Raw genomic sequence first — 23,059 nt, forward strand, 5'->3', positions numbered from 1 at the left:
ATGAATAAGAAACTTGTTAGATTTACGAGAGCCTGCAGTGAAAGCCTTTGAGTAGACTCATTTCAATGTAACCGCAGTGGTAACATTTTAATATTAATTCGTATTTTTGAAGCTTAGAGTCGGTTTGATAGAAAACTCTCATATAAACCTCATTCTTTTGCTCTTTAAACCACCCATAACTAGGGTCTTTTGACCTGAATTCCACTTTGTAAATTTGGAATCCAAACTACGCAGCATATACGGACATGAAAGCGAATATATTCATACGGATACGACCCATTCTCTTCACGATATTTGGGTTTGCCATCAGCCACAACCTCTTTTTTGTCATGCTACCTATCCGCATGAAGGAAAATGGCTACCCAACCGCTGATATTGGTCTGGCAATGAGTATGTTCGCTGTGGGGGCGATTTGTGCCGGTTTGTTTGGTTCCAGAGCCGTGCTTCGTGCTGGGCACATTCGCGCTTTCGCCTCAATGGCTGCCACACTTTCCATTGTTTCTGTCGTGCATAGCTACACCACAGACATCGTCATTACGGCCGCATTGCGTGCAATCGCAGGATTTTGTTATGTCACCTCATTCATTACGCTGGAAAGCTGGCTGAACGTTCTCAGCGATCGGAGTAACCGCGGTCGTGTTTACGGTACATACCAAATCTGCTTTGCTATTGGATTTGGTACTGCACCATTTCTCTTCAGTGCCTTTAATGAAAACGACCCAAGACTGTTTGGTGTAATTTCTGTATTTCTATGCGTGTCACTCATCATTATGTCGATGAGCCGCTTGCCTGCACCCGAATTGCCCCAAAAAGCCGTTCCGATATCGCTGAAAAGGCTATGGCAATACTCTCCTTCAGGTACGCTCGCATGTTTCTGTGCTGGGTTGATTAACGCCGCCAGCGTTTCACTTATCTCCCTTTACGCTTACAGCAAAGGGATCTCTGGTATCTGGCTGTCAATGATCCTCGGCTCTTACCAAATGGGCGGCTTGTTAACCCAGTTTCCAACAGGTTGGTTGGCAGATCGCTTTGATAAACGTGTCGTGGCATCAGGTCTGATGTTTATGGGGATCATCAGCAACAGCCTAATTGTTCTGGATAACTTTTATCCCTACCCAATTGAGATTCTCGCCGTGCTGTTCTGGATTTCTGGCGGCTCAGGTGTGGCCTTATTTCCGCTCGCCGTCACGCAGGTGTTTGACCACATTGATTCAAAAGAGGCCATGCCAGCCACTAGCACGATGCAAATCTTACTGGGTATCGGCGGTGTTATTGGGCCCATCGTGGCGAGTTTTTTGATGAATGAATTCAGCGTGGTTTGGCTGTATTACTACATCATCACCGTGCACATTTTTGTGTTTTTGTTCCTGATGGCACGCAAGCTTTTTGTTCGGACGGAAACCTTGCCTGCAGCTTCCACCTTCAAGGTTAACGTTCAACCTCTGGGTAGCGCCAGCGACTATGACCCTATGATGGACTTCAAGGATATCGACAAAGCCAACCCAGAGCTCAAGCTTTTGATTGCTGCACTTGGCCAGAATCCGTCAGACCCTGGCATACTGATTAAACTTGCTCTCCAAGGTTCCTCGCTTAATGCGAACGACGTAGCAAAGAATATCGTTCTCGCTTATCCGAAACGAAGTGGCGATATGCTTCGACATTTGATTGAGCAGTTCCCGAAAAGGCGCTTGGAAGTCGCTTTTTCTCTTCATGACCTCTTCATTTTGAGGAAGGAGCGAATAAATAGCCTGTTGCAAGAAGCTCTGCTGGAAGGAGCTTCTGACGAAGAAGTGGCGAAGATTAATGAATTGCTTGACGATATCGCTAGGGCTAACAACAAACCTGAAGAAAACGATGCCGCCGAAAAGCCAGCCTAGCGTTTTCTCGGAGAAGACATGAGATTGAAGTTTTTGTCGAAACAGATACCAAACTCATGGCGGCTTTGATGCAGTCAAGAGTCTTTGAGATCAGAGGTGTAATCACGCATCCAACGGATCGCTTGTTTGCATTAGAGTTGTTGGGAGGCAACTTAAGTTGTTTGGCAAGCCCCAGCGTTTTATCGAAGAGCTCTTCAGCACCGCCAAACTCGCAGACACCATATTTTCCCATCACCTTATAACAAGCTATAACATGCTTCAGAGCTTTCTCAATGTCACGGGCACGATGATTTTATGTACCGGACCCACGAAAAACATGTAAACCTTGCCAAAAGTGTTTTTTATATGCACCACAGAGCTTGCTGTGACTAACGCTTTATCACCGCGTGGCTCAACAAAGAATGACAATTTCACATCCAGATGTTTGTCTCTGTCTTCCATGATCACTTCAGAGTGCGATTTATAAATCATTTGGAAAATCCCAACTTTATCGCCCACCTGGTAGTCATCAGCCTGCTTCTTAGGATAGAAATCATCAAGATTTCCCAGGTGCTTTAAACCCAAACGGGAAACCACCTCATTGCGGATTTTCATCAAAGCGTTCACCCAATCAGGCGCGCTGTTCATGACTCGGAGATAAATCTCCATGGCTGATTCACCCTGATAACCAATCTCTTTGCTGTGGTTATCCGCAAAGTAAGCATTATCCGAATAACGAAAAAGCTCTGTGAAACTCGGTATCCCATCCATGATCTATTCTCTTTTTTGAATTTGACGATTCGTCACCTTTTGCCACGGTAACATATGCATAAAAGATTAGGTATACCTGAATTCATTTCTGGTCATAAAATTAACCTTCAATAGCTAAGATGAAAAAGCCTCATTTTAATGGCTTGTCATCCAGAGCAGCGTCGCCATTATTGTTGTTATGGTTACTCCCAGACTGAGTAAAGTGAAGAACTTTGTTACCAAGTTCATCGGTTAAGCTTCTCTACAAGGCTATATACCCAAACAACCTGAAGATGCTCGCATTCAGAGGTCATCAATGCGTTCAATTCGAGGCAAATTTCGCGAGGAATAGTCACTCTATTTCCGTGGAATTTAACAAAGAAGTGGGCGCGTTGAGGGCCTCCCTTCGGGCGAGTTGACTGACGCCGTGCTCTTTGTTGCTCCTTTTTGATGGAGTTGACACCGGCAAAGGAGCGCCGCGATCACAACGCCAGTCAACCTCGCTGAATCCTGCATCTTCAGGTCGTTTGGGTATAAATACTACTTTCTACCAGCAGCATTTTTGTTAACTTATGACAACCGACTCTAATACAGCTTTCGAAGTTTGACCGATAGGTCAACACCAACTAGCTTATATCCATACAGAATTCCATTCTCAAAAATTTGCCCTACCGATATATACCTTTCAATAAGTTACGAACAGGGAGAAGACGATGGAAAAGTTTATCCGATGTTTACCTAAGGTTGAGTTACACCTCCATATAGAAGGCGCTTTAGAGCCTGAGTTGATGTTTGAATTGGCTGAAAGAAACGGCATATCAACACCCTACTCCAGCGTTGAAGAAGCAAGAAGCGCCTATCAATTCCATAACCTGCAATCATTTCTCGATATTTATTATCAAGGTGCCAATGTCCTTATTACTGAGCGCGATTTCTTCGATCTGACTTGGGCCTATCTGCTTCGCTGTAAGGCAGACAATGTGATGCACACTGAGATCTTCTTTGACCCTCAAACCCACACTGACCGGGGGATCGCATTCGATACTGCCATAAATGGGATTTACCACGCGCTTCGCCAAGGGGAAAAAGAGCTTGGCATTACAAGCCAACTGATCATGTGTTTTCTTCGCCATTTATCGGAAGAAGCGGCTTTTGAAACATTGGAAATGGCGAAGCCTCACTTAAATCGGTTAGTTGGTGTTGGACTGGACTCTTCCGAAGTAGGCCATCCACCAGAGAAGTTCCAACGTGTATTTGCAGAAGCGCGAGCGCTGGGATTGAAAACTGTCGCTCATGCCGGTGAAGAAGGTCCTCCCAGCAACATCCGGGATGCCATCAATCTCTTGCATGTCAGCCGCATTGATCATGGCGTGAAAAGCAGCGAGGACCCCGAACTGGTAAAAGAGTTGGCGATATCTAGAATGCCTCTCACCGTCTGCCCGCTGTCTAACATCAAGCTTCGCGTGTTTGACAAGATGGCAGACCACAACATCCTCAACCTACTGGCTCAGGGGCTCTGCGTGACCGTCAATTCCGATGACCCCGCCTTTTTCGGTGGGTATATGACGGACAATTTTATTGCCCTTAATAATGCTTTGTCTCCCAGCCCTCAGCAGCTGGCACAATTTACCCGAAATGCCATTGAAGCTTCTTTCGTCTCCGAAGAACGCAAGAAGGAAATGATGCAAAATCTGGACGACTTTTGGGATAAACACGGCATACACTGATTCCAATCAGGTTATATACCCAAACGCACTGAATAAAAGGCGGGCCTAGCCCGTCTTGTCTTTCCTGAGGAGTCTCTATGAAAGCTTCAATCGCTGCCCTTTCAGCGCTGTTTGTCTCCGCTACAGTCTTAGCCACCAGCCCACCAAAACCTTTTGCTGACACCATTTACCACAACGCTCAGGTCATTACGGTCAATGACAAACAACCTGAGGCCGAGGCTGTGGCCATCTTAAACGGAAAAATACTCGCCGTGGGGAAAGCAGAAGAAATCCTCAGGCTGAAGGGTGATAAAACCAAAGTGGTGGATTTAAAAGGTTTGACCATGATCCCCGGCTTTATTGATGCTCACGGCCACGTAATGAACACAGGCTTACAGGCCGTATCAGCCAATTTGTTGTCACCACCCGATGGCCCAGTGACCGATATCACGAGCCTTCAACAAGCCCTAAGAAAATGGGCTGAAGTCCCCGTCAACAAAGCGCAGGACTTTATCATCGGCTTTGGCTACGACGATTCCCAGCTCAAAGAGAAAATTCACCCAACCCGCTTTGACCTGGATAAAGTCTCAACCGACGTTCCTATCCTGATCATTCACCAATCCGGTCATATCGGTGTTATGAACAGCAAAGCGCTGGAGATGATGAAACTGACAGCGAAAAGTAAGAACCCACCAGGTGGCGTGATTCGACGCGTGATAGATAGCGAGGAGCCGAACGGGGTTTTGGAAGAATCAGCTTTCTTTGGTGCATTGATTCCACTGTTTTCGCAAATCAGTCCAGATGAAAACGAAATGCTGTTCCGCGCTGGCATGGACTTGTACGCCAAGTATGGATACACGACTGCGCAGGAAGGTCGTTCTATGTCTGACAGTGTCAAAACCATGTACGAGATTGCCCAGCAAGACCCGCTTCCTATTGATGTGGTGGCTTATACGGACATTCAACTCGGCACTGACACCCTTACAGCACCTTACCTCAGCAATAGCTACACCAACGGTTTTCGTCTCGGTGGCGTCAAGCTGACACTGGACGGCTCTCCGCAAGGAAAGACTGCATGGTTGACGAAGCCATACCTAATCCCCCCTGAAGGCCAAAATGCTGAATACCGCGGTTATCCCATCATGTCTGACGAAGAAGCGGAGAAATATGTCGGCATGGCGATGGAAAATGGCTGGCAACTGCTAACCCACGCTAATGGTGATGCATCGATTGACCAATACATCCGCGCTGTAAAAAATGCGACGGCGAAATACGGCGCAAAAGAACGCCGATTCGTGGCTATTCACGCCCAAACTGCCCGTGAGGATCAAGTTCAGGCATTCAAAGACCTCAACGTGATTCCCTCGTTTTTCCCTATGCACACCTTCTATTGGGGAGACTGGCATGCGCAATCCGTGTTGGGTGATGAACGTGCTGAGAACATTTCCCCAACGGGTTGGGCACTGGATAGAGGCATGATTTTCACTTCGCACCATGATGCGCCCGTCGCTTTCCCAGACTCAATGCGGGTTTACTCTGCAACAGTTAACCGCATTACACGAAGTGGCCGTATTTTAGGTAAAGATCAGCGCGTATCCGCCATGACAGCGCTCAAAGCACAAACCATCTGGTCTGCGTATCAGCATTTCGAAGAAGATACTAAGGGATCGATTGAAGTTGGCAAGGTCGCCGATCTGGTTTTCCTCTCAGATAATCCGATAACTATCGATCCAATGAAACTGGCGAACATCTCTGTGATGACGACGATTAAAAACGGCAAAATTATCTACACCAAAGCCAGTGACAAAGCAGCCCTAGAAAGCTGCGCCAGTTCGACCAAATGCCAAAAGCTCGCATCTCATACCATGATGATTGCAGGCCTTATTCCTCATAAACATTAATTGACTCAAGACCTTATTAAGCCGGGCTCAAATTTCAACATCGCCCGGCTTTTTCTGAAAACGTCAATATTGCATAGCGGCACGTTCTCATCGCTTGTGGAGGGGTGTGAATATTTCCTCGGATAGACTTGTCATTCTATTCAACAATATGAGATAACGTCGCCCTGTTTTAAGCTGGCTAGCGCTTGCGGTTATGGATACCGCCACCAGATTTAGTCAAATACTCTCTCCAAAGCGCGCTAGAACGAAGACTCTCACTCATTACGGACGATGATGAGAACACAGAGGCTTTATGAATCAACTCATTTCCGTGGGCGCACTCGAATCCTTCCTGATTGCGATCTTCGTGCTCTTCCTTGGACACTTTATTAACGCCCGCGTATCCGTATTTAAGAAGTTCAACATCCCTGAACCCATTGTCGGTGGCTTGGTGGTGGCTGGCGCAATTACTGCGCTGCACTTCAATGGCATTGAGCTGGAATTTCACCTTCCGCTACAACACACCTTTATGCTGATGTTCTTTGCAACTGTTGGACTGGCGGCGAACTATACCCAGCTACTGAAAGGCGGCGCAAAGGTCTTTATTTTCCTCGGTGTTGCTTCGCTGTATATCGTGCTGCAGAACGGCATTGGTATTTCGATGGCAACAGCGCTGGGGCTCGATCCGCTGATGGGCTTGATTGCCGGCTCCATTACCCTTTCGGGCGGTCATGGCACGGGTGCAGCTTGGTCTCAAACCTTCCAGGATGTTTATGGCTTGGAGAATGTCCTCGAGATTGCCATGGCATCAGCCACTTTTGGCTTGGTGATGGGCGGCATTATTGGCAGTCCGGTTGCTCAACGTCTGGTTGAAAAGAACAAACTCAAATCCCAGTACGGCAACACCAACAATACGCATGAGCAATTCCCGGAGCTGGTCACGTATAACGAGAATGAGCAGGACAAAGTCACTGCAAAAAAAGTCATCGAAACCCTGTTTGTGTTGTTGATCTGTGTGACAGGCGCAAAGTATCTCGAGCAGTGGGTTAGCAGCTTTGAAATCAGCTGGCTGATGATCCCTGACTTTGTTTACGCCCTGTTTATCGGCGTTGTCATTACCAACGTTCTCGAAGTAACTAAAGTAGAAAAGCTGGATGTGGAAACCGTCGATATTTTGGGTACGGTTTCACTGGCGCTGTTCCTTGCCATGGCACTGATGAGCCTGAAGCTTTGGAACATTCTCGACCTGGCGCTGCCATTCCTGGCGATTCTGATGGTGCAGTCTTTGATGTTGGCGCTGTTCTCCTACTTCGTCACCTACAGGGTGATGGGCAGAAATTACGATGCTGCGGTCATTTCCAGTGGCCATTGTGGTTTTGGCCTGGGCGCAACACCGACGGCGGTGATGAATATGGGTTCGGTAGTAAACCGTTTCGGCCCATCCCCACAAGCCTTCATGGTCGTACCGATTGTGGGCGCGTTCTTTATTGATATCGTCAACCTCATCATTTTGCAGACGACGCTGACGTTCATCGGCTAACACAATCCCCGCTTCGTGCGGGGATTTTTCTATTCCTGACTGTCGCACTATTAGAAAAGCAAATTTGCACGTCTGTGAATAAGCTTTCTGCATCATTATTCCAGCGCCTTTCGCTATGTCCCATTACCGCAGTTTTGCTATTCGACATTCACGGCTGCTTTATGTGCTGAGGGTCGCCTTGGTAATGGGATTAATCCTCGTGATTGTCAGGCAGTTCAACCTTCCGTATGGATACTGGGCACTGATCACCGCCGTCACCATACTCGGAGCAATTCCCTTTGTTGGTGGTGTGATATCCAAAGCAAACCAAAGAATTTGGGGCACGGTCGCTGGAGCAGCTGTAGGGTTAGCCCTTTTCCTCATTCCTCCGCAATATCATTGGACACATCACCTCGCTTTTTTTGGCCTACTCATCGGCACTATGTACTTCACGCAAGAGAAATACGCTTACGCTGCACTCATGGCAGCAATAACCATAGTGATCGTGGCTGGTGGTGGCCCAGCCGATTTTGAAGCGGCAGGCTGGCGTATTCTCAACGTTGTTTGGTCAGCAGTATTGTCGATTCTCGCCAGTCTTTATGTTTTTCCAGCCAGAGCTACCGATCAATTCATCTATCTACTTGAATCCTTTTGCCATCAATGCGGTCAGTTTTACCATCAACACAATGAAACCATGTCAGACAACACATTTGTCCCACAAAATGCCAATTCGCTGTCTGACCTGATTGAGAAGCAACAAGGCTTACTGCCACATGCCGCGAGAGAATCCGCCCCGTTAAAGCCTGTTTTAGCCTCTATTCTTTCCATAGAAAAACGTATTTATACCGACTTGGAAACCTTGATCAGCACAAACTGGGATAGCCAACAAGGGAAAGAGAAGATCGGCGATCTTGATGGATTGAAAGCGGCTAAGGAAGAGTTAGCGTCACAATTTGATGCGTTGAGAGATAGCTTGGTGAACCGTGAAGTCAATATCTTGGATTCAGAATCTTTGCTCCTGATGAGCCTCAAACCCAAACATCAATTGTCCGACGATGACGATGCCAGTGACATCAGTTATTACGGTTACCTTTGGTTGAATCGTGAACTTGCTAGACAGTTGGCGCAACTGACTATCACGAGCAAGAAGCTGTTTCTGTATAGCGAAAAACAGAAAGGCCGCTGATAGTTCAGCGGCCTTTTCTAATGTGGCGGAGAGATAGGGATTTGAACCCTAGATACGCTATTAACGTATGCCGGTTTTCAAGACCGGTGCTTTCAACCGCTCAGCCATCTCTCCGTAAGTGCTGCGTATACTAACGGGCACACTGTACCATGTAAACCCATTATTTGTGCATTTGGTTCAAATGCATGCATTTACTCCACCATGCGCATATCATCACCAGCTCTTGACCTATATTCAACCAGTTATCTCTAACCAAACTACCCATTGAATAAGGAAATGCATAGACATCTAATCAAAATTGAGACAGCATTCTAGTCAAAACTAAACGCTAAAAAATAATAGGGTAATACAGATGTTGCCCTGTGTTGATTATTCGTTAAACATTGCTACCTTTCATTTACATAAAAACAGCATGTTAGGAGTTGTACTTCTTCACATTTTCTCCTGAAAATTGTCTCATTTCTTCGAAGATCAATGTCTAGATCACACCTCCATACTGTTCAATTTGCAGACATGTTTTCTCCCCCTATACTAAGTTTTGTTAACTTTATGTTAATAAAACTTCTAAATGGTTTTACGAGGTTCACATCATTTTTAGGCTGCTTGCCTCTTATGAGCCTTGTCCATGAGTAACAACCAGTAATAACCAATAAAGGATTGATAGGTATGGTTAATAAAAAGTCGACACTCGGGCTTGCAGTGTTCTCAGCTCTACTGCTTGCAGGCTGTGACAGCGGTGGTAACAGCGCTGAAAGTCAGAAGCAAATCGACGACCTTCAAAAGCAGGTTGCTTCACTAGAGAAGCAACTCTCTGAAGCAAAAGCGAGCTCTTCACAAGCACCCGCTCCTTCTGCTCAAGGTGAAAATACTCTGGAGAAAGTGAAGAAAGCAGGCGTTATCAGCTGTGGTGTGAGCACTGGTCTTCCAGGTTTCTCTAACCCTAATGCTAGTGGCGAATGGGAAGGTATTGATGTTGAGTTCTGTCAGGCGGTGGCTGCAGCTGTTCTTGGCGACAAGAGCAAAGTGAAATACGTTCCTCTGACGGCAAAAGAGCGTTTTACCGCACTGCAATCTGGTGAAATCGATCTACTTTCCCGTAACACCACGTGGACACTACAACGTGACGGCACTCTTGGTCTGAACTTTGTTGGCGTTAACTACTATGATGGCCAAGGCTTCATGGTGAAGAAAGATCTGGGCGTGAAGAGCGCACTGGAACTTGATGGCGCATCGGTATGTGTTCAATCAGGCACAACAACTGAACTCAACCTTTCTGACTACTTCCGTTCTAACGGCATGTCGTTCAAGCCAGTGGTTTACGATACGTATGACGCTACCGTAAAAGGTTTCGAGTCTGGTCGTTGTGACACACTCACTACAGACCAATCTGGCCTTTATGCTTCTCGCATCAAACTGGCCGACCCAGACAGTGCTTTAGTACTGCCAGAAATCATCTCTAAAGAGCCTTTGGGCCCTGTTGTTCGTCAAGGCGATGACAACTGGTTTAACATTGCTAAGTGGACACTAAACACCATGATCAATGGTGAAGAGTTCAACATTACTTCTGCAAATGTTGATGAGATGGTTAAGTCAAAAGATCCAAACATCCGCCGTATCTTGGGGCAAGACGGCCCTAAAGGTAAAGGCCTTGGCCTAAATGATGACTGGGGTTATCAGGTTATCAAACAGGTAGGCAACTACGACGAGAGCTTCCAGCGTACTGTAGGCACTGATTCTCCATTGAAAATTTCTCGTGGTGTGAATGCACTATGGAGTGACGGCGGCATCTTGTATGCGCCACCTATCCGCTAATAAGTCGTTCGTTTAACAAAACGCATGCTGGGGCACAGAATTCTGTGCCCCATAATTAATGTTATAAAGGATAGAGGTGCAGATGTATGGCATCTAAAGATAATGCGCTTAACTCGGGAGCCGCAGCGCGTCCTGAGAACAAGCAAAGCATCATTTACAATCCGACGTTCCGCTCTGTTATCTTCCAATCTGTAGCCATTATCGCGCTGGTGTTCTTCGTCTACACCATCGTTAACAATGCCCTGACTAACCTTGAGTCTCGTGGTATCGCTACAGGTTTTGGTTTCTTAACACAAGAAGCGGGATTTGGTATTGGCTTGACGCTAATTGAGTACAACGAAACGTACTCTTATGGCCGCACGTTTTTTGTTGGCCTTTTGAATACCGCGCTGGTATCTGTGCTCGGCATTGTGCTCGCTACAATCATCGGCTTCTTAATGGGTATCGCTAGGCTTTCCAACAACTGGTTACTCAGTCGATTTGCTGCGGTGTACATTGAAATCTTCCGAAATATCCCGCTACTTCTGCAAATTTTCTTCTGGTATTTCGCAGTTCTACAAGCTCTGCCCTCCCCAAGAGAAAGTCTCAGTATCGGAGAATCATTCTTCCTCAACGTGCGCGGTATGTACTTCACCCGCCCGGTTTTTGAAGAAGGCTCAACCATCATCTTTATTGCTTTGGCTGTTGCGCTTGTTTTCAGTTACGTCTTCGCTAAGTGGGCAAAACGGAAACAGGAAACGACCGGTCAGCAAACCCCAGTTTTCTCCATTTCACTGGCTGCAATTATCGGCTTACCGCTGATTGCATTCTTTGTCGCAGGTATGCCAGTTTCCCTGGAGTACCCGGAATTAAAAGGGTTTAACTTCCGAGGAGGTATTTCAATAATCCCCGAATTGGCGGCACTAACCCTAGCACTGTCAATATACACGGCCTCATTTATTGCGGAGATCGTTCGCTCCGGTATTAATGCTGTCAGTCATGGGCAAACAGAAGCAGCCATGGCGCTGGGTCTACCACGCGGTAAAACGCTGCGTTTGGTCATTATCCCTCAAGCTATGCGCATCATCATTCCGCCACTAACCAGCCAATATCTTAACCTGACAAAGAACTCATCACTCGCGATGGCCATTGGTTATCCGGATCTGGTGTCAGTATTTGCAGGTACCACGCTGAACCAAACGGGTCAGGCTATCGAGATCATTGCAATGACCATGGGGGTTTACCTGACTCTCAGCCTGTTAACGTCCTTGCTGATGAACATATACAACGCCAAGATGGCACTGGTTGAGAGGTAACCCATGACAAGAAAACATGAGTTTCAACCTGATCTGCCTCCACCACCGAACACGGTAGGTGCAGTGGGTTGGCTGAGGAAAAATCTGTTTTCAACACCACTTAATTCAGTCATGACTGTCATTCTGGCTTATATCGCCCTGATGGCACTCTGGTCTGTATTTGATTGGGCGTTTTTAAATTCAGATTGGGTCGGAACAACACGTGAAGACTGCACAAGCGACGGTGCTTGTTGGGTCTTCATCAATGTTCGCTTTGAGCAGTTCATGTTTGGATTCTATCCAAGTGAAGAGCTCTGGCGCCCTAAACTCTTCTACGCAATTTTGGCTATTTTCACAGCACTGCTGATCTATGAAAAAACGCCTAAACGTGGCTGGATTCTGTTGCTGTTCTTGGTGGCATTCCCCATCATGGCTGTCTTCCTGTTATTTGGTGATGTTGCTGGTCTGCCAAAAGTGGAAACGCACCTTTGGGGCGGGTTGCTGATCACCATGATCATCGCCATCGTCGGCATCGTGATTTCACTACCTATTGGTATTGTGCTGGCACTGGGGCGACGCTCAGAAATGCCTATCATCAGAAGCCTTTGTACTGTTTACATTGAGGTATGGCGTGGTGTTCCTCTCATCACTGTTCTGTTCATGGCATCGGTGATGCTGCCATTGTTCATGTCTGGTGAATCGGAAACCAACAAGTTAGTGCGAGCGCTGATTGGTGTGGTGATGTTTGCTTCGGCATACATGGCGGAGGTGGTGCGTGGTGGCCTTCAGGCGATTCCAAAAGGCCAATATGAAGCCGCAGATGCTCTGGGTCTAACTTATTGGAAGAAGATGAATCTCATCGTCCTTCCACAGGCGCTGAAAATTACCATTCCATCCATCGTGAATACCTTTATCGGTTTATTCAAAGACACCAGTCTGGTACTGATTATCGGAATGTTCGACGTACTGGGTGTTGGTCAGGCCGCGAATACCGACCCTAACTGGCTTGGTTTCGCTACTGAAAGCTACGTGTTCGTTGCTCTCGTTTTCTGGATCTTCTGTTTCGGCATGTCCCGTTACAGTATCTATCTCGAAAACAAGCTTCATACCGGTCACAAGCGATAAAGAACAAGGATTGTATTTATGAGTCAACAAGACGCCCCTGTTATTAAACTGACCGATATGAACAAATGGTATGGTCAGTTTCACGTACTGAAAAACATCAACTTATCTGTCGCGAAAGGCGAGAAAATCGTTATCTGTGGCCCTTCAGGTTCCGGAAAATCCACCATGATTCGCTGTATAAACCGCCTTGAGGAACATCAGCAAGGCTCGATTGTTGTTGCTGGCACCGAATTGACCGATGACTTGAAAAACATCGAAGCGGTGCGTAAAGAAGTTGGCATGTGTTTCCAACACTTTAACCTCTTTCCTCATTTGACAGTTCTGGAAAACTGCACTCTTGCCCCTATATGGGTGAAAAAGATGCCAAAAGACGAAGCGGAAGCTATCGCCATGAAGTATCTCGAGCGTGTAAAAATTCCAGAGCAGGCTGACAAGTACCCGGGACAATTATCTGGCGGTCAGCAGCAACGTGTGGCAATTGCACGCTCGCTGTGTATGAACCCTAACGTGATGCTGTTTGATGAGCCAACATCAGCACTCGATCCAGAAATGGTTCGAGAGGTGCTTGATGTTATGGTGGAGTTGGCAGAAGAGGGTATGACCATGCTGTGTGTGACGCACGAAATGGGCTTTGCGAAAGAAGTGGCAGACCGCGTTATCTTTATGGATGCCGGTGAAATCATTGAAGAAAATGTCCCTGAGGAATTCTTCAACAACCCGCAGTCTGATCGCACCCAACTCTTCCTCAGTCAAATCCTGCATCATTAATTGTTAATCAAAAGCCGCTACACTTACTCCAGATGTAGCGGTTTATTAACATCCATTTACAAACTCGAATACGCCCATGTGGCCCGATATATTAGTATTTTCAGGGGCTAAGCCACGTTATTATCACTTATGCGACGATTGCGACTTGAAAAATTAAGCCTAACACGCCATTAATGTCGTAATAGATAAAATATGCACCCCATTGGGAGAAACTTATGAACGAACGTTTTGTTTCAGCCAGTCAAACACAAGAAAGTGTATTGGCGACAAACAAAGTACTGCGAAACACCTACTTTCTGTTGTCACTAACACTGGTTTGGGCTGCTGTAGTAGCTGGCATATCAATGGCTGCTAACCTACCTTACCCTGGTATCATTATTACCTTAGTTGGTTTCTACGGTCTGCTGTTCTTGACTGAAAAGAACAAGAACAACTCGATGGGTTTGGTGTTTACCTTCCTGTTTACAGGTTTTACCGGTTACACCCTTGGCCCTATCCTGAACATGTACGTTGGCGCTGGTATGGGCTGGGCGATTGCACCGGCACTTGGTGGTACGGCACTAACCTTCATGGCGTGTTCCGCATATGCGCTGACAACTAAGCGTGACCTATCATTCTTGAACGGTATGCTGTTGGCTGGCTTTGTTGTCCTTGTAGTAGGTATGATTGCTAACATCTTCCTGCAAATGCCAATGCTGTCTGTCGCTATCAGCGGTATCTTCGTGCTGTTCTCAACAGGCGTTATTCTGCTGACTACTCAGTCGATTGTTCGCGGTGGTGAAACTAACTACATCTCAGCGACCATCAGCCTGTATGTGTCGATCTACAACCTGTTCCTGAGCCTGCTTCAACTGCTTGGTATTTTCGGTGGCGATGATTAATCGAACAGCTTGTTGTTAAAAAGCTCCTTCGGGAGCTTTTTTTATTTCAGCCTTTTTTTGTACAGGTTTAGGTATTATCCTTTGCGCGTCCGAAGTACGAGGTTATCCATGTTGGAATTAAACGGTAAGCAAATCGAAACCGATGCTCAGGGTTATCTGAAAAATTTTGCCGATTGGCATGAAGAATTGGTGCCGATGCTGGCTGAACAGGAAAACATCGAATTGACTGAGGCGCATTGGGAAGTGGTCTATTTCGTGCAGGACTTTTACAAAGAGTTCAACACCTCCCCTGCTATTCGCCTATTGGTAAAGTCGATGGAGAAAAAATACGGTCCAGAAAAAGGCAATAGTCGCTACTTGTATAAGCTGTTTCCTAAAGGCCCAGCAAAGCAAGCTACCAAGCTAGCAGGTTTGCCAAAGCCAGTGAAATGCATTTAAAAAGGAGCCGCTCGCTCCTTTTTGCACTCCTTTATTACTGAATAGAGAAGCCATCAATCGCCTGCCAGTCCACCTGCTCATGAACCAGATTGGTGACGTTCGCTGTCGGTGGTCCCTCATCCAACCAATTTAGCAAAGCCTCTACATTTTTCTCGTCACCACACATGAGAACGGTCACAGTGCCGTCCGATTCGTTACGCGCATAGCCGCTCAACGACAACTTCAGCCCCTCGTGAGCCGTGTGAAATCTGAACCCAACTCCCTGAACATGACCAGAGACGGTAGCTTTGACACATATATGTGACATTTATCAACATTCCTATATTAGTGTTGTACATATGTAGCGGTGTAATATGGCGTACGTTATATATGCACGTGCTCACATCTACTGGGGGAGCTCACACCATGAAAGAAACTCCATTCCGCTGGCTCGATCAATACCTGATCAAACTCAGCCTGAAAGAAAAATTCTACGTACTTTATGTTTCTGTTTTTGCAATTGCTATCGCAACGGGTGCAATTTTCTATTCAGCTTCTCAATCTCAAATTGCACAGGTACAAGAAAAACATAGTGCAGCACTGACTGCCGTGTTGTCTCACTACGACATCAGCGCCACCGAAGCCGCAGGTATTCTGGCTCAAAATGGCATTAAACGGGCTTCGGCTTATAGTGCACCTGCAGCTTACGAGATAGACAATGATGATGGCTTCTGGACACAAATCAGCGCAGCTTCGTGGGGATTAATGATGACCTTATTTTTTCTGGGTTTACTGGCACTGCATTACGTATCCAGTTTTATTGGCGGCGCGATGTACACAATGAATCATGCCCTGCAGCGCATGCTTGACGGTGACCTGACAAGCCGCATGAACTTCTTCCCGGCTCGCGATGAATTCAGTACGATCGCGAGCACAATCGACAGCGTCGCTGACCGTGAACACGGCCTTGTGAAAGCGATTAGGAACGCTTCACAGCTTATGGAAGAACTGTCAGCCGATTTGGGCCGTCGCAGCGCAGACAGCGAGAATCTTTCAACAGAGCAACGCACCTATCTAGATTCCCTGGCGAGTGCGACGGAAGAGATGGCAGGCTCAATTCGTGATGTTGCTTCCCACGCAGAGCAAACATCAGATGAAATTTCAGAGGCAGGCGTTGCATCCCAACAGAGCCGAACACAAGTGACCCAAACCTTGCAGGCAATTCAGGCATTGGCTTCAGAAATCGAAACCGCCTCCCAAGCCGTTGCGTCGCTAGAACAGAATTCTAACGAAATCGGCAGTATGGTTGCGACCATAAGTGCGATTTCCGAACAAACCAACCTGTTAGCACTTAACGCAGCTATTGAAGCAGCACGCGCAGGAGAACAAGGCCGCGGATTTGCTGTCGTTGCAGATGAAGTTCGCTCTCTGGCTGGCCGCACACAACAGACCACCGTTGAAATCCAGCGCATGATTCAGGATCTGGAGAACAACACCGCGCACTTACGTGGTGTGATGCAAGGTACCGTTGATAACGCAGCCGCAAGCGAAAGCCTGGTACAGAACATCGATCTTGAAATCAGCTCTATTTCTGAGCGTAGTCAGCGCATTACCGACCGCAGCACTGAAATCGCCACCGCTGCTAGCCAGCAAGGCAGCGTAGCTGGCACTATCTCTTCAGATGTAGAGCGAGTTCGCCAACAAGCATGGCAAGTGAGCGAAATGATTCAGCAGACATCTCAAGATGTCACGAATCTGCAAAAACAATCATCCAGTCTTACTGATCTTGTAAAAGGTCTACGCACAGAATAACGGCTTAATTGATGGAAAAACGGCCGCACAGTGTGCGGCCGTTTGCATTATTGCCAAGCATCTCTGACAATACAGCACCTTTTGCCGGTGACCACGCTTCCATAGCATGGTGCCCATATTTTGAAGTTAGGAAAAACCAATGAATCCGTCTGTTTATCTGGTTAAAGGCCGTGAAAAATCACTGCGCCGTCGCCATCCATGGGTTTTCTCCCGTGGTATTCAACGCGTAGAGGGTAAGCCGTCCCTGGGTCAGACAGTAGATGTATATGACCATCAGGGCCAATGGCTAGCCTGCGGTGCGTTTTCTCCTAATTCCCAAATTCGTGTCCGTGTTTGGACATTCGAACAAGAAGAAGTCAACGTTGAGTTCTTCAAAAAACGCCTTCAGGAAGCACAAGGTCTGCGTGATGTTTTGGCTGCCCGTGATGGCCTGACTGGTTACCGCCTGATTGCCGCAGAGTCGGATGGTTTACCGGGTATCACAATCGATCGCTATGAGAACTTCTTAGTTTGTCAGCTATTGAGTGCTGGCGCGGAAGCACAAAAAGACAATCTGGTAGAAGCACTTATCGCGCAATATCCAGAGTGCAGCATCTACGAGCGTTCAGACGTATCAGTGCGTAAGAAAGAAGGCCTTAAAGAGCGTAAAGGCGTTCTTCATGGTGAGATGCCACCAGCGTCCGTAGTCATTGAAGAAAACGGCCTAAAAATCAGCGTTGATATCACTGGCGGCCACAAAACCGGTTTCTATTTGGATCAACGTGATAGCCGTGAAGCGGCCGTCAAGTACGTTAACGGCAAACGCGTTTTGAACTGCTTCTGTTACACCGGCGGATTCGGCCTTTACTCGCTGAAAGGCAATGCAGCTGAAGTCATCAACGTAGATGTTTCGCAGCCTGCCCTCGATATCGCAAAGTCTAATGCCGAAATGAACGGTTATGACCTATCGAAAGCACAGTTTGTGAATGCAGATGTGTTTAAGCTGCTGCGCGAATACCGCGATGCCGGTGAATGGTTTGATGTGGTCATTATGGATCCACCTAAATTTGCAGAATCTAAAGCACAACTGACAGGTGCATGTCGTGGTTACAAAGACATCAACATGTTAGCCATGCAGATCCTGGAACCGGGTGGCACACTGCTGACCTACTCCTGCTCTGGTCTGATGGACAACGCCCTATTCCAGAAGATCATTGCTGATGCAGCACTCGATGCAAACCGCAGTGTTCAATTTATCGAGCGCTTTGAGCAGGCAGCTGACCACCCAATTGACAGTGCTTACCCTGAAGGTTTCTACCTGAAAGGTTTTGCCTGCCACGTAAAATAATAATCAAATAAGCCCGGCTAAACGCCGGACCGAGAAACACTTTTAGGGGAAAAAAATGGGAAGAAAATTGGCTCTCGCGTCTGTATTCGCGGCTTCGCTATCTTTTGGTGCACATGCTGGTGTGACGGTTAATCTAAGCGATAACATTGAACTGCTTACCTATAACGGCCAAACGCACAAGTCTCCTGTTTTCGGTAAAGAAGAGCCTGTCGTACTCGACGACGGAACTCAACAATTAGCCTTCCGCTACGTTGAAACCTTTGAAGAAGGAAAAGATGTTTCTTTTGTCCGTTCTGATGTGTTAGTCGTTAAATTTGATGCCAAAGACACAGAAATTTTCTTCGATTTTCCTGTGCACAAAAACAAGCGACAAGTTCGTGAGTTCAATGAAAACCCTGAGTTCAAAATTCTGGACGCCAACAAAGCGCCAATCAATTTTGAGCAAAACAAATTGCTGAAATCAGGTTTCCAGCTGAGTCGTGATTACTTGTCAGAGATACAGCGTTTCAACCTAACTAATGCGCCCGCATCACTGCAACTGACCTCAACAAAAGTCGCAGTTCAACCAACTACACAGCCAAGTAAGTCAACGCGCGGAAGAGTTGTCGTCGGTGGACAGAACGCGCTAAACGAGGTGGAGTACCAGCTTCATTACTGGTTTGAGAAAGCGGATGCAGAAACACAAGCGCGCTTCAAAGCCTTTGTAAACAGTCGCTAACCACTCGACCAATGACAGAGGCCGCAGATCAAGCGGCCTCTTTTTTTCCGATCATAACTAAGCCTCTCGTAACCATCCACTTTTCTTCAAACCAAGTTTTACCAGGCTGAATCGTATTCTTACCTGTTCATTCCTGAAGATATCGACATTTCTCCCGCAACACGCCTCGCAGGAAAATACACATTGTCGACAATACTTACCAAATATACAGAAAACAAAGAGCCTTTAACCAAACAAATTTTCTTATTGTTAACAAACATCATCTCACATTGGCTATCCGACCTTTGCTATTGAGCACATATTCACCGCACAAATTTCATGCAGCAAGTGAAAATTTCCCAATTGAAATTGTGAGTCGCTACCAAGAGCGCAAAGCTTTTCAATTCAAGAACTGACTAGAGATCTAAATCTGACGAAATCCGGGGTGTCTCACTCTTGCAACTCCTCTACTTTATTAATTGCGCGATTTAAGTGCGCTAACAACATACAAATCAATAGATAACACTTTATTTTCGAGGGATATCCGATGGATGTGACAGGTAAGAGCAAAGGATTCGCGCTCTCGGCAATCGCCGCAGCGTGTATGTTTTCTTTCAATGCTCAAGCTGCTGTTGACTGTACCAATATTGAAAAATGGTCAGCAGACAAAGCATATGGTGGCGGTTCAACTGTTCAACACGAAAGCAACGTCTACACCGCTAACTGGTGGACGAAAGGCAACAACCCTTCAACTTCGTCAGGCGATTACAAAGAGTGGAAATTTGTAGACCAATGCGACACTGGCGCTGTTGATCCTGTAAACGAAGCACCAACTGTTTCTCTGGATTCACCAACTGCTACTGACATCATCAAAGATGGTGACGTTGTCACGATAAGTGCAACTGCTGCCGACTCTGATGGCTCTGTTAGCAAAGTAGAATTCTTTATTGATGGCGCTTCAGTCGGTTCAGATACTACTTCTCCTTATTCTCTGAACTGGACTGCCGCTGAAGGCCCTCACACGATCGCAGTGAAAGTAACCGACGACAAAGGCGCTGTGACTGAAACAACCGCATTGAGCATCACTGTTCAGTCTGGTGATACCGGCCCAGTCAATGAGCCACCTGCAGTTTCTTTGTCAGCTTCTGCAACATCTGTTGATCAAGGGGCTGTAGTGACGCTAACTGCGAATGCAGCTGATACCGATGGAACAGTCGCGAAAGTTGATTTCTACGCAGCTGGTCAGCTGATTGGTTCAAAAACTGTGGCGCCATTCGTACTCGACTGGACAGCTGACAAAGTTGGCAACGTATCTGTATACGCAAAAGCGACTGATGACAAAGGTGCTTCTACTGACTCAGTGCTGGTCACTGTGAATGTAACTGGTGCACCAGTTGTTTCTAACTGTCGCCCAGAAGGCCTTTTCCAGACACCTGGCGTTAACGTTCCTTACTGTACAATTTATGACGTAGAAGGTCGTGAAGACATGGGGACTGACCACCCACGCCGCATCATCGGTTACTTCACCAGCTGGCGTGCGGGTGATGACCCACAAGCTGCTTACCTTGTTAAAGATATTCCTTGGGAAGAACTGACTCACATCAACTATGCGTTCGTAAGCATTGGTTCTGATGGCAAAGTGAATATCGGCGATGTAAACGATCCAAACAACGCCGCGGTAGGTAAAGAATGGCCGGGCGTAGAAGTTGATCCAGCACTGGGCTTTAAAGGCCACTTCGGTGCACTGGCAACGTACAAAGCGAAGCATGACGTTAAAACACTGATCTCTATCGGTGGCTGGGCGGAAACAGGGGGTCACTTCGGCCTTGACGGTAACCGTGTAGCAGACGGCGGCTTCTACACCATGACCACCAACGCTGACGGTTCAATCAACCACGCAGGTATCCAGAAGTTTGCGGACTCTGCTGTGGAAATGATGCGTGAGTACAAGTTCGATGGTCTGGATATCGACTACGAATACCCAACCTCAATGGCAGGTGCAGGTAACCCATACGATAAAGAGTTCATGGAACCACGCCGTCAATACCTGTGGGCTTCTTACCAAGAGCTGATGCGCGTCCTTCGTGAAAAAGTCGACATCGCTTCTGAGCAAGACGGTCACCACTATATGCTGACCATCGCAGCGCCATCTTCTGGCTACCTGCTGCGCGGTATGGAAACCTTCGATGTGACTAAGTACCTCGATTACGTCAACATCATGACCTACGACCTGCATGGCGCTTGGAATGATCACGTTGGTCACAACGCCGCACTGTTCGACACAGGTAAGGACTCTGAGCTGGCAGCTTGGAACGTATACGGCACCAGCCAGTACGGTGGTATCGGTTACCTGAACACTGACTGGGCCTACCACTACTTCCGTGGCTCAATGCCAGCGGGCCGTATCAACATTGGTGTTCCATACTACACCCGTGGTTGGCAAGGCGTAACAGGCGGTGAAAACGGTCTATGGGGTAAAGCCGCACTTCCTAACCAATCTGAGTGCCAGCCAGGCACCGGTGAAGGTGAGAAGAACAACTGTGGTCACGGCGCGATCGGTATCGACAACATGTGGCACGATACCGATCCAAAAGGTAACGAAATGGGTGCAGGTTCTAACCCAATGTGGCATGCGAAGAACCTTGAGCATGGCATCTTCGGTACCTACGCATCTGCGTACAAACTTGACCCAGCGAACGATCCACAAGACGTTCTGAAAGGCACTTACCAGCGCAACTACGACTCAGTCGCTGTTGCACCATGGCTGTGGAATGCTGAGAAGCAAGTGTTCCTGTCTACTGAAGATGAAGCGTCAATCAAAGTAAAATCTGATTACGTTATCGACAAAGGTATTGGCGGCATCATGTTCTGGGAACTGGCGGGTGACTACGCATGTTACCAACTGGACGCGAACGGCAACCGCACTGACGTTGTAGACCCAACCGAAAATGCTTGTACGACTGGTAACGGTGAGTTCCACATGGGTAACACCATGACCAAAGCAATCTACGACAAGTTTGCAGCAGCGACACCTTATGGTGCGAAACTGTCTGAAACTGCAATGCCAACCGAAGCGGTTGATATTACGGTTAGCGTAGGTGGCTTCAAAGTGGGCGACCAAAACTACCCAATCAACCCGAAAATCACTTTCACCAACAACACTGGGGTAGAGCTGCCTGGCGGTACTGAGTTCCAGTTTGACATTCCGGTTTCAGCACCAGACAACGCGAAGAGTCAGAATGGCGGTAAAGTGAAAGTCATTTCTTCTGGCCACACCAAAGCGAACAACATTGGTGGCCTAGAAGGTACTATGCACCGTTTAGCGTTCTCACTGCCAACGTGGGACTCTCTGGCTCCTGGTGCAACGTATGAACTGGACTTTGTGTATTACCTGCCAATCTCTGGCCCTGCGAACTACACAGTAAACATCAACGGTGTTGATTACGCATTCGCATATGAGTACAGCGACCTGCCATTGGCAGACCTGTCAGCAGGCGGTGGTAATGGTGGCGGTGACAATGGTGGTGGCACAGGTACTTGTGACACGACTGGCATCGTGGTTTACCCAAATCTACCTCAGACTGACTGGGCAGGTAACCCAAGCCACGCAGCTGCAGGTGACAAAGTCGTGAAAGACGGCGTTGTTTACCAAGCAAACTGGTGGACTGCTTCTGTTCCAGGTAGCGATGGTAGCTGGACCAAAGTGTGTGGTTAATCCACTAATTTAAATAACTTAAGTAGACAAAGCCGACTCAGTTGAGTCGGCTTTTTATTGGTCGTCGCACTAAGGACTGTTGACCTTACCTCAACACATGTCTGTTCAGAAGAATTGAACAGTTCCGTAGCAAACATTGGCATTATTCAATCTCTACCCAAACAACCTGAAGATGATCGCATTCAGAGGCCCTCAATACGTTCAATTCGAGGCGAATTTCGCGAGGAATAGTTGTTCTATTTCCGGGGAGTTTAACGAAGAAGTGAGCGTGTTGTGGGCCTCCCTTCGGGCGAGTTGACTGACGCCCTACTCGTTGTTGTCCCTTTTTGATGGA

17 protein-coding genes and 1 tRNA gene are annotated in these 23,059 nt (G+C 47.2%); 15 read left to right on the top strand and 3 right to left on the bottom strand.

Translation table 11 applies throughout. The features are described from left to right. Positions 1–245: 245 nt before the first annotated feature. The gene (locus tag VP504_RS04020) at positions 246–1,877 is read left to right on the top strand and encodes an MFS transporter (protein ID WP_325893060.1); all 1,632 of its coding nucleotides are present in this window, start codon (positions 246–248) and stop codon (positions 1,875–1,877) included. Positions 1,878–2,135: 258 nt separating this feature from the next. Here VP504_RS04020 and VP504_RS04025 read toward each other — a convergent pair whose 3' ends face one another. Beyond that, positions 2,136–2,627 (bottom strand): DUF2867 domain-containing protein, encoded by a 492-nt coding sequence (locus tag VP504_RS04025; protein ID WP_325893061.1) that lies wholly within the window; start codon positions 2,625–2,627, stop codon positions 2,136–2,138. 692 nt (positions 2,628–3,319) lie between these two features. Here VP504_RS04025 and VP504_RS04030 point away from each other — a divergent pair. From VP504_RS04030 to VP504_RS04045, 4 genes are all read left to right on the top strand, one after another. After that, positions 3,320–4,333, top strand: coding sequence for an adenosine deaminase (locus VP504_RS04030; protein ID WP_325893062.1), 1,014 nt, complete (start codon positions 3,320–3,322; stop codon positions 4,331–4,333). A gap of 77 nt (positions 4,334–4,410) precedes the next feature. Continuing rightward, on the top strand, positions 4,411–6,213 hold the full coding sequence (locus VP504_RS04035) for an amidohydrolase (RefSeq protein WP_325893064.1): 1,803 nt from the start codon (positions 4,411–4,413) through the stop codon (positions 6,211–6,213). A gap of 292 nt (positions 6,214–6,505) precedes the next feature. After that, positions 6,506–7,732, top strand: a complete 1,227-nt coding sequence (gene gltS, locus VP504_RS04040; RefSeq protein WP_046306778.1) for a sodium/glutamate symporter — start codon at positions 6,506–6,508, stop codon at positions 7,730–7,732. Between the two features lie 184 nt (positions 7,733–7,916). Next, complete coding sequence (locus VP504_RS04045) at positions 7,917–8,897, top strand: FUSC family protein (RefSeq protein WP_325893065.1); 981 nt, start codon at positions 7,917–7,919, stop codon at positions 8,895–8,897. Positions 8,898–8,920: 23 nt separating this feature from the next. Here VP504_RS04045 and VP504_RS04050 read toward each other — a convergent pair. Next, positions 8,921–9,011, bottom strand: a tRNA-Ser gene (locus VP504_RS04050). 552 nt (positions 9,012–9,563) lie between these two features. Between VP504_RS04050 and VP504_RS04055 the strand changes: the two genes are divergently transcribed. The 6 genes from VP504_RS04055 to VP504_RS04080 all read left to right on the top strand — a co-directional run bounded on the left by VP504_RS04055 (position 9,564) and on the right by VP504_RS04080 (position 15,195). Next, positions 9,564–10,709, top strand: a complete 1,146-nt coding sequence (locus tag VP504_RS04055) for a transporter substrate-binding domain-containing protein (RefSeq protein WP_325893067.1) — start codon at positions 9,564–9,566, stop codon at positions 10,707–10,709. Positions 10,710–10,795: 86 nt separating this feature from the next. Continuing rightward, positions 10,796–12,004 (top strand): amino acid ABC transporter permease, encoded by a 1,209-nt coding sequence (locus VP504_RS04060; protein ID WP_325893068.1) that lies wholly within the window; start codon positions 10,796–10,798, stop codon positions 12,002–12,004. A 3-nt stretch (positions 12,005–12,007) separates the two neighbouring features. Next, the gene (locus tag VP504_RS04065; protein ID WP_062713903.1) at positions 12,008–13,108 is read left to right on the top strand and encodes an amino acid ABC transporter permease; all 1,101 of its coding nucleotides are present in this window, start codon (positions 12,008–12,010) and stop codon (positions 13,106–13,108) included. A gap of 18 nt (positions 13,109–13,126) precedes the next feature. After that, complete coding sequence (locus VP504_RS04070; RefSeq protein ID WP_002539046.1) at positions 13,127–13,876, top strand: amino acid ABC transporter ATP-binding protein; 750 nt, start codon at positions 13,127–13,129, stop codon at positions 13,874–13,876. A gap of 215 nt (positions 13,877–14,091) precedes the next feature. Then, entirely contained in the window at positions 14,092–14,757 is a 666-nt protein-coding gene (locus VP504_RS04075) for a Bax inhibitor-1/YccA family protein (RefSeq protein ID WP_062713905.1), read from the top strand. Between the two features lie 108 nt (positions 14,758–14,865). Beyond that, positions 14,866–15,195, top strand: coding sequence for a TusE/DsrC/DsvC family sulfur relay protein (locus tag VP504_RS04080; protein WP_325893069.1), 330 nt, complete (start codon positions 14,866–14,868; stop codon positions 15,193–15,195). 34 nt (positions 15,196–15,229) lie between these two features. Here VP504_RS04080 and yccX read toward each other — a convergent pair whose 3' ends face one another. Next, complete coding sequence (yccX, locus tag VP504_RS04085; protein ID WP_062713909.1) at positions 15,230–15,502, bottom strand: acylphosphatase; 273 nt, start codon at positions 15,500–15,502, stop codon at positions 15,230–15,232. A 98-nt stretch (positions 15,503–15,600) separates the two neighbouring features. On the opposite strand from yccX, the gene VP504_RS04090 reads away from it, so the two are divergent. From VP504_RS04090 to VP504_RS04105, 4 genes are all read left to right on the top strand, one after another. Beyond that, on the top strand, positions 15,601–16,986 hold the full coding sequence (locus tag VP504_RS04090) for a methyl-accepting chemotaxis protein (RefSeq protein WP_325893070.1): 1,386 nt from the start codon (positions 15,601–15,603) through the stop codon (positions 16,984–16,986). Positions 16,987–17,125: 139 nt separating this feature from the next. Next, complete coding sequence (locus VP504_RS04095) at positions 17,126–18,313, top strand: class I SAM-dependent methyltransferase (RefSeq protein ID WP_325893071.1); 1,188 nt, start codon at positions 17,126–17,128, stop codon at positions 18,311–18,313. Between the two features lie 55 nt (positions 18,314–18,368). After that, the gene (locus VP504_RS04100) at positions 18,369–19,031 is read left to right on the top strand and encodes a YccT family protein (protein WP_325893072.1); all 663 of its coding nucleotides are present in this window, start codon (positions 18,369–18,371) and stop codon (positions 19,029–19,031) included. Positions 19,032–19,557: 526 nt separating this feature from the next. After that, positions 19,558–22,725 (top strand): chitinase C-terminal domain-containing protein, encoded by a 3,168-nt coding sequence (locus VP504_RS04105; RefSeq protein WP_325893073.1) that lies wholly within the window; start codon positions 19,558–19,560, stop codon positions 22,723–22,725. Positions 22,726–23,059 lie beyond the last annotated feature (334 nt).

The organism is Grimontia sp. NTOU-MAR1, assembly GCF_035758505.1.
Classification (GTDB): domain Bacteria; phylum Pseudomonadota; class Gammaproteobacteria; order Enterobacterales; family Vibrionaceae; genus Enterovibrio; species Enterovibrio marinus.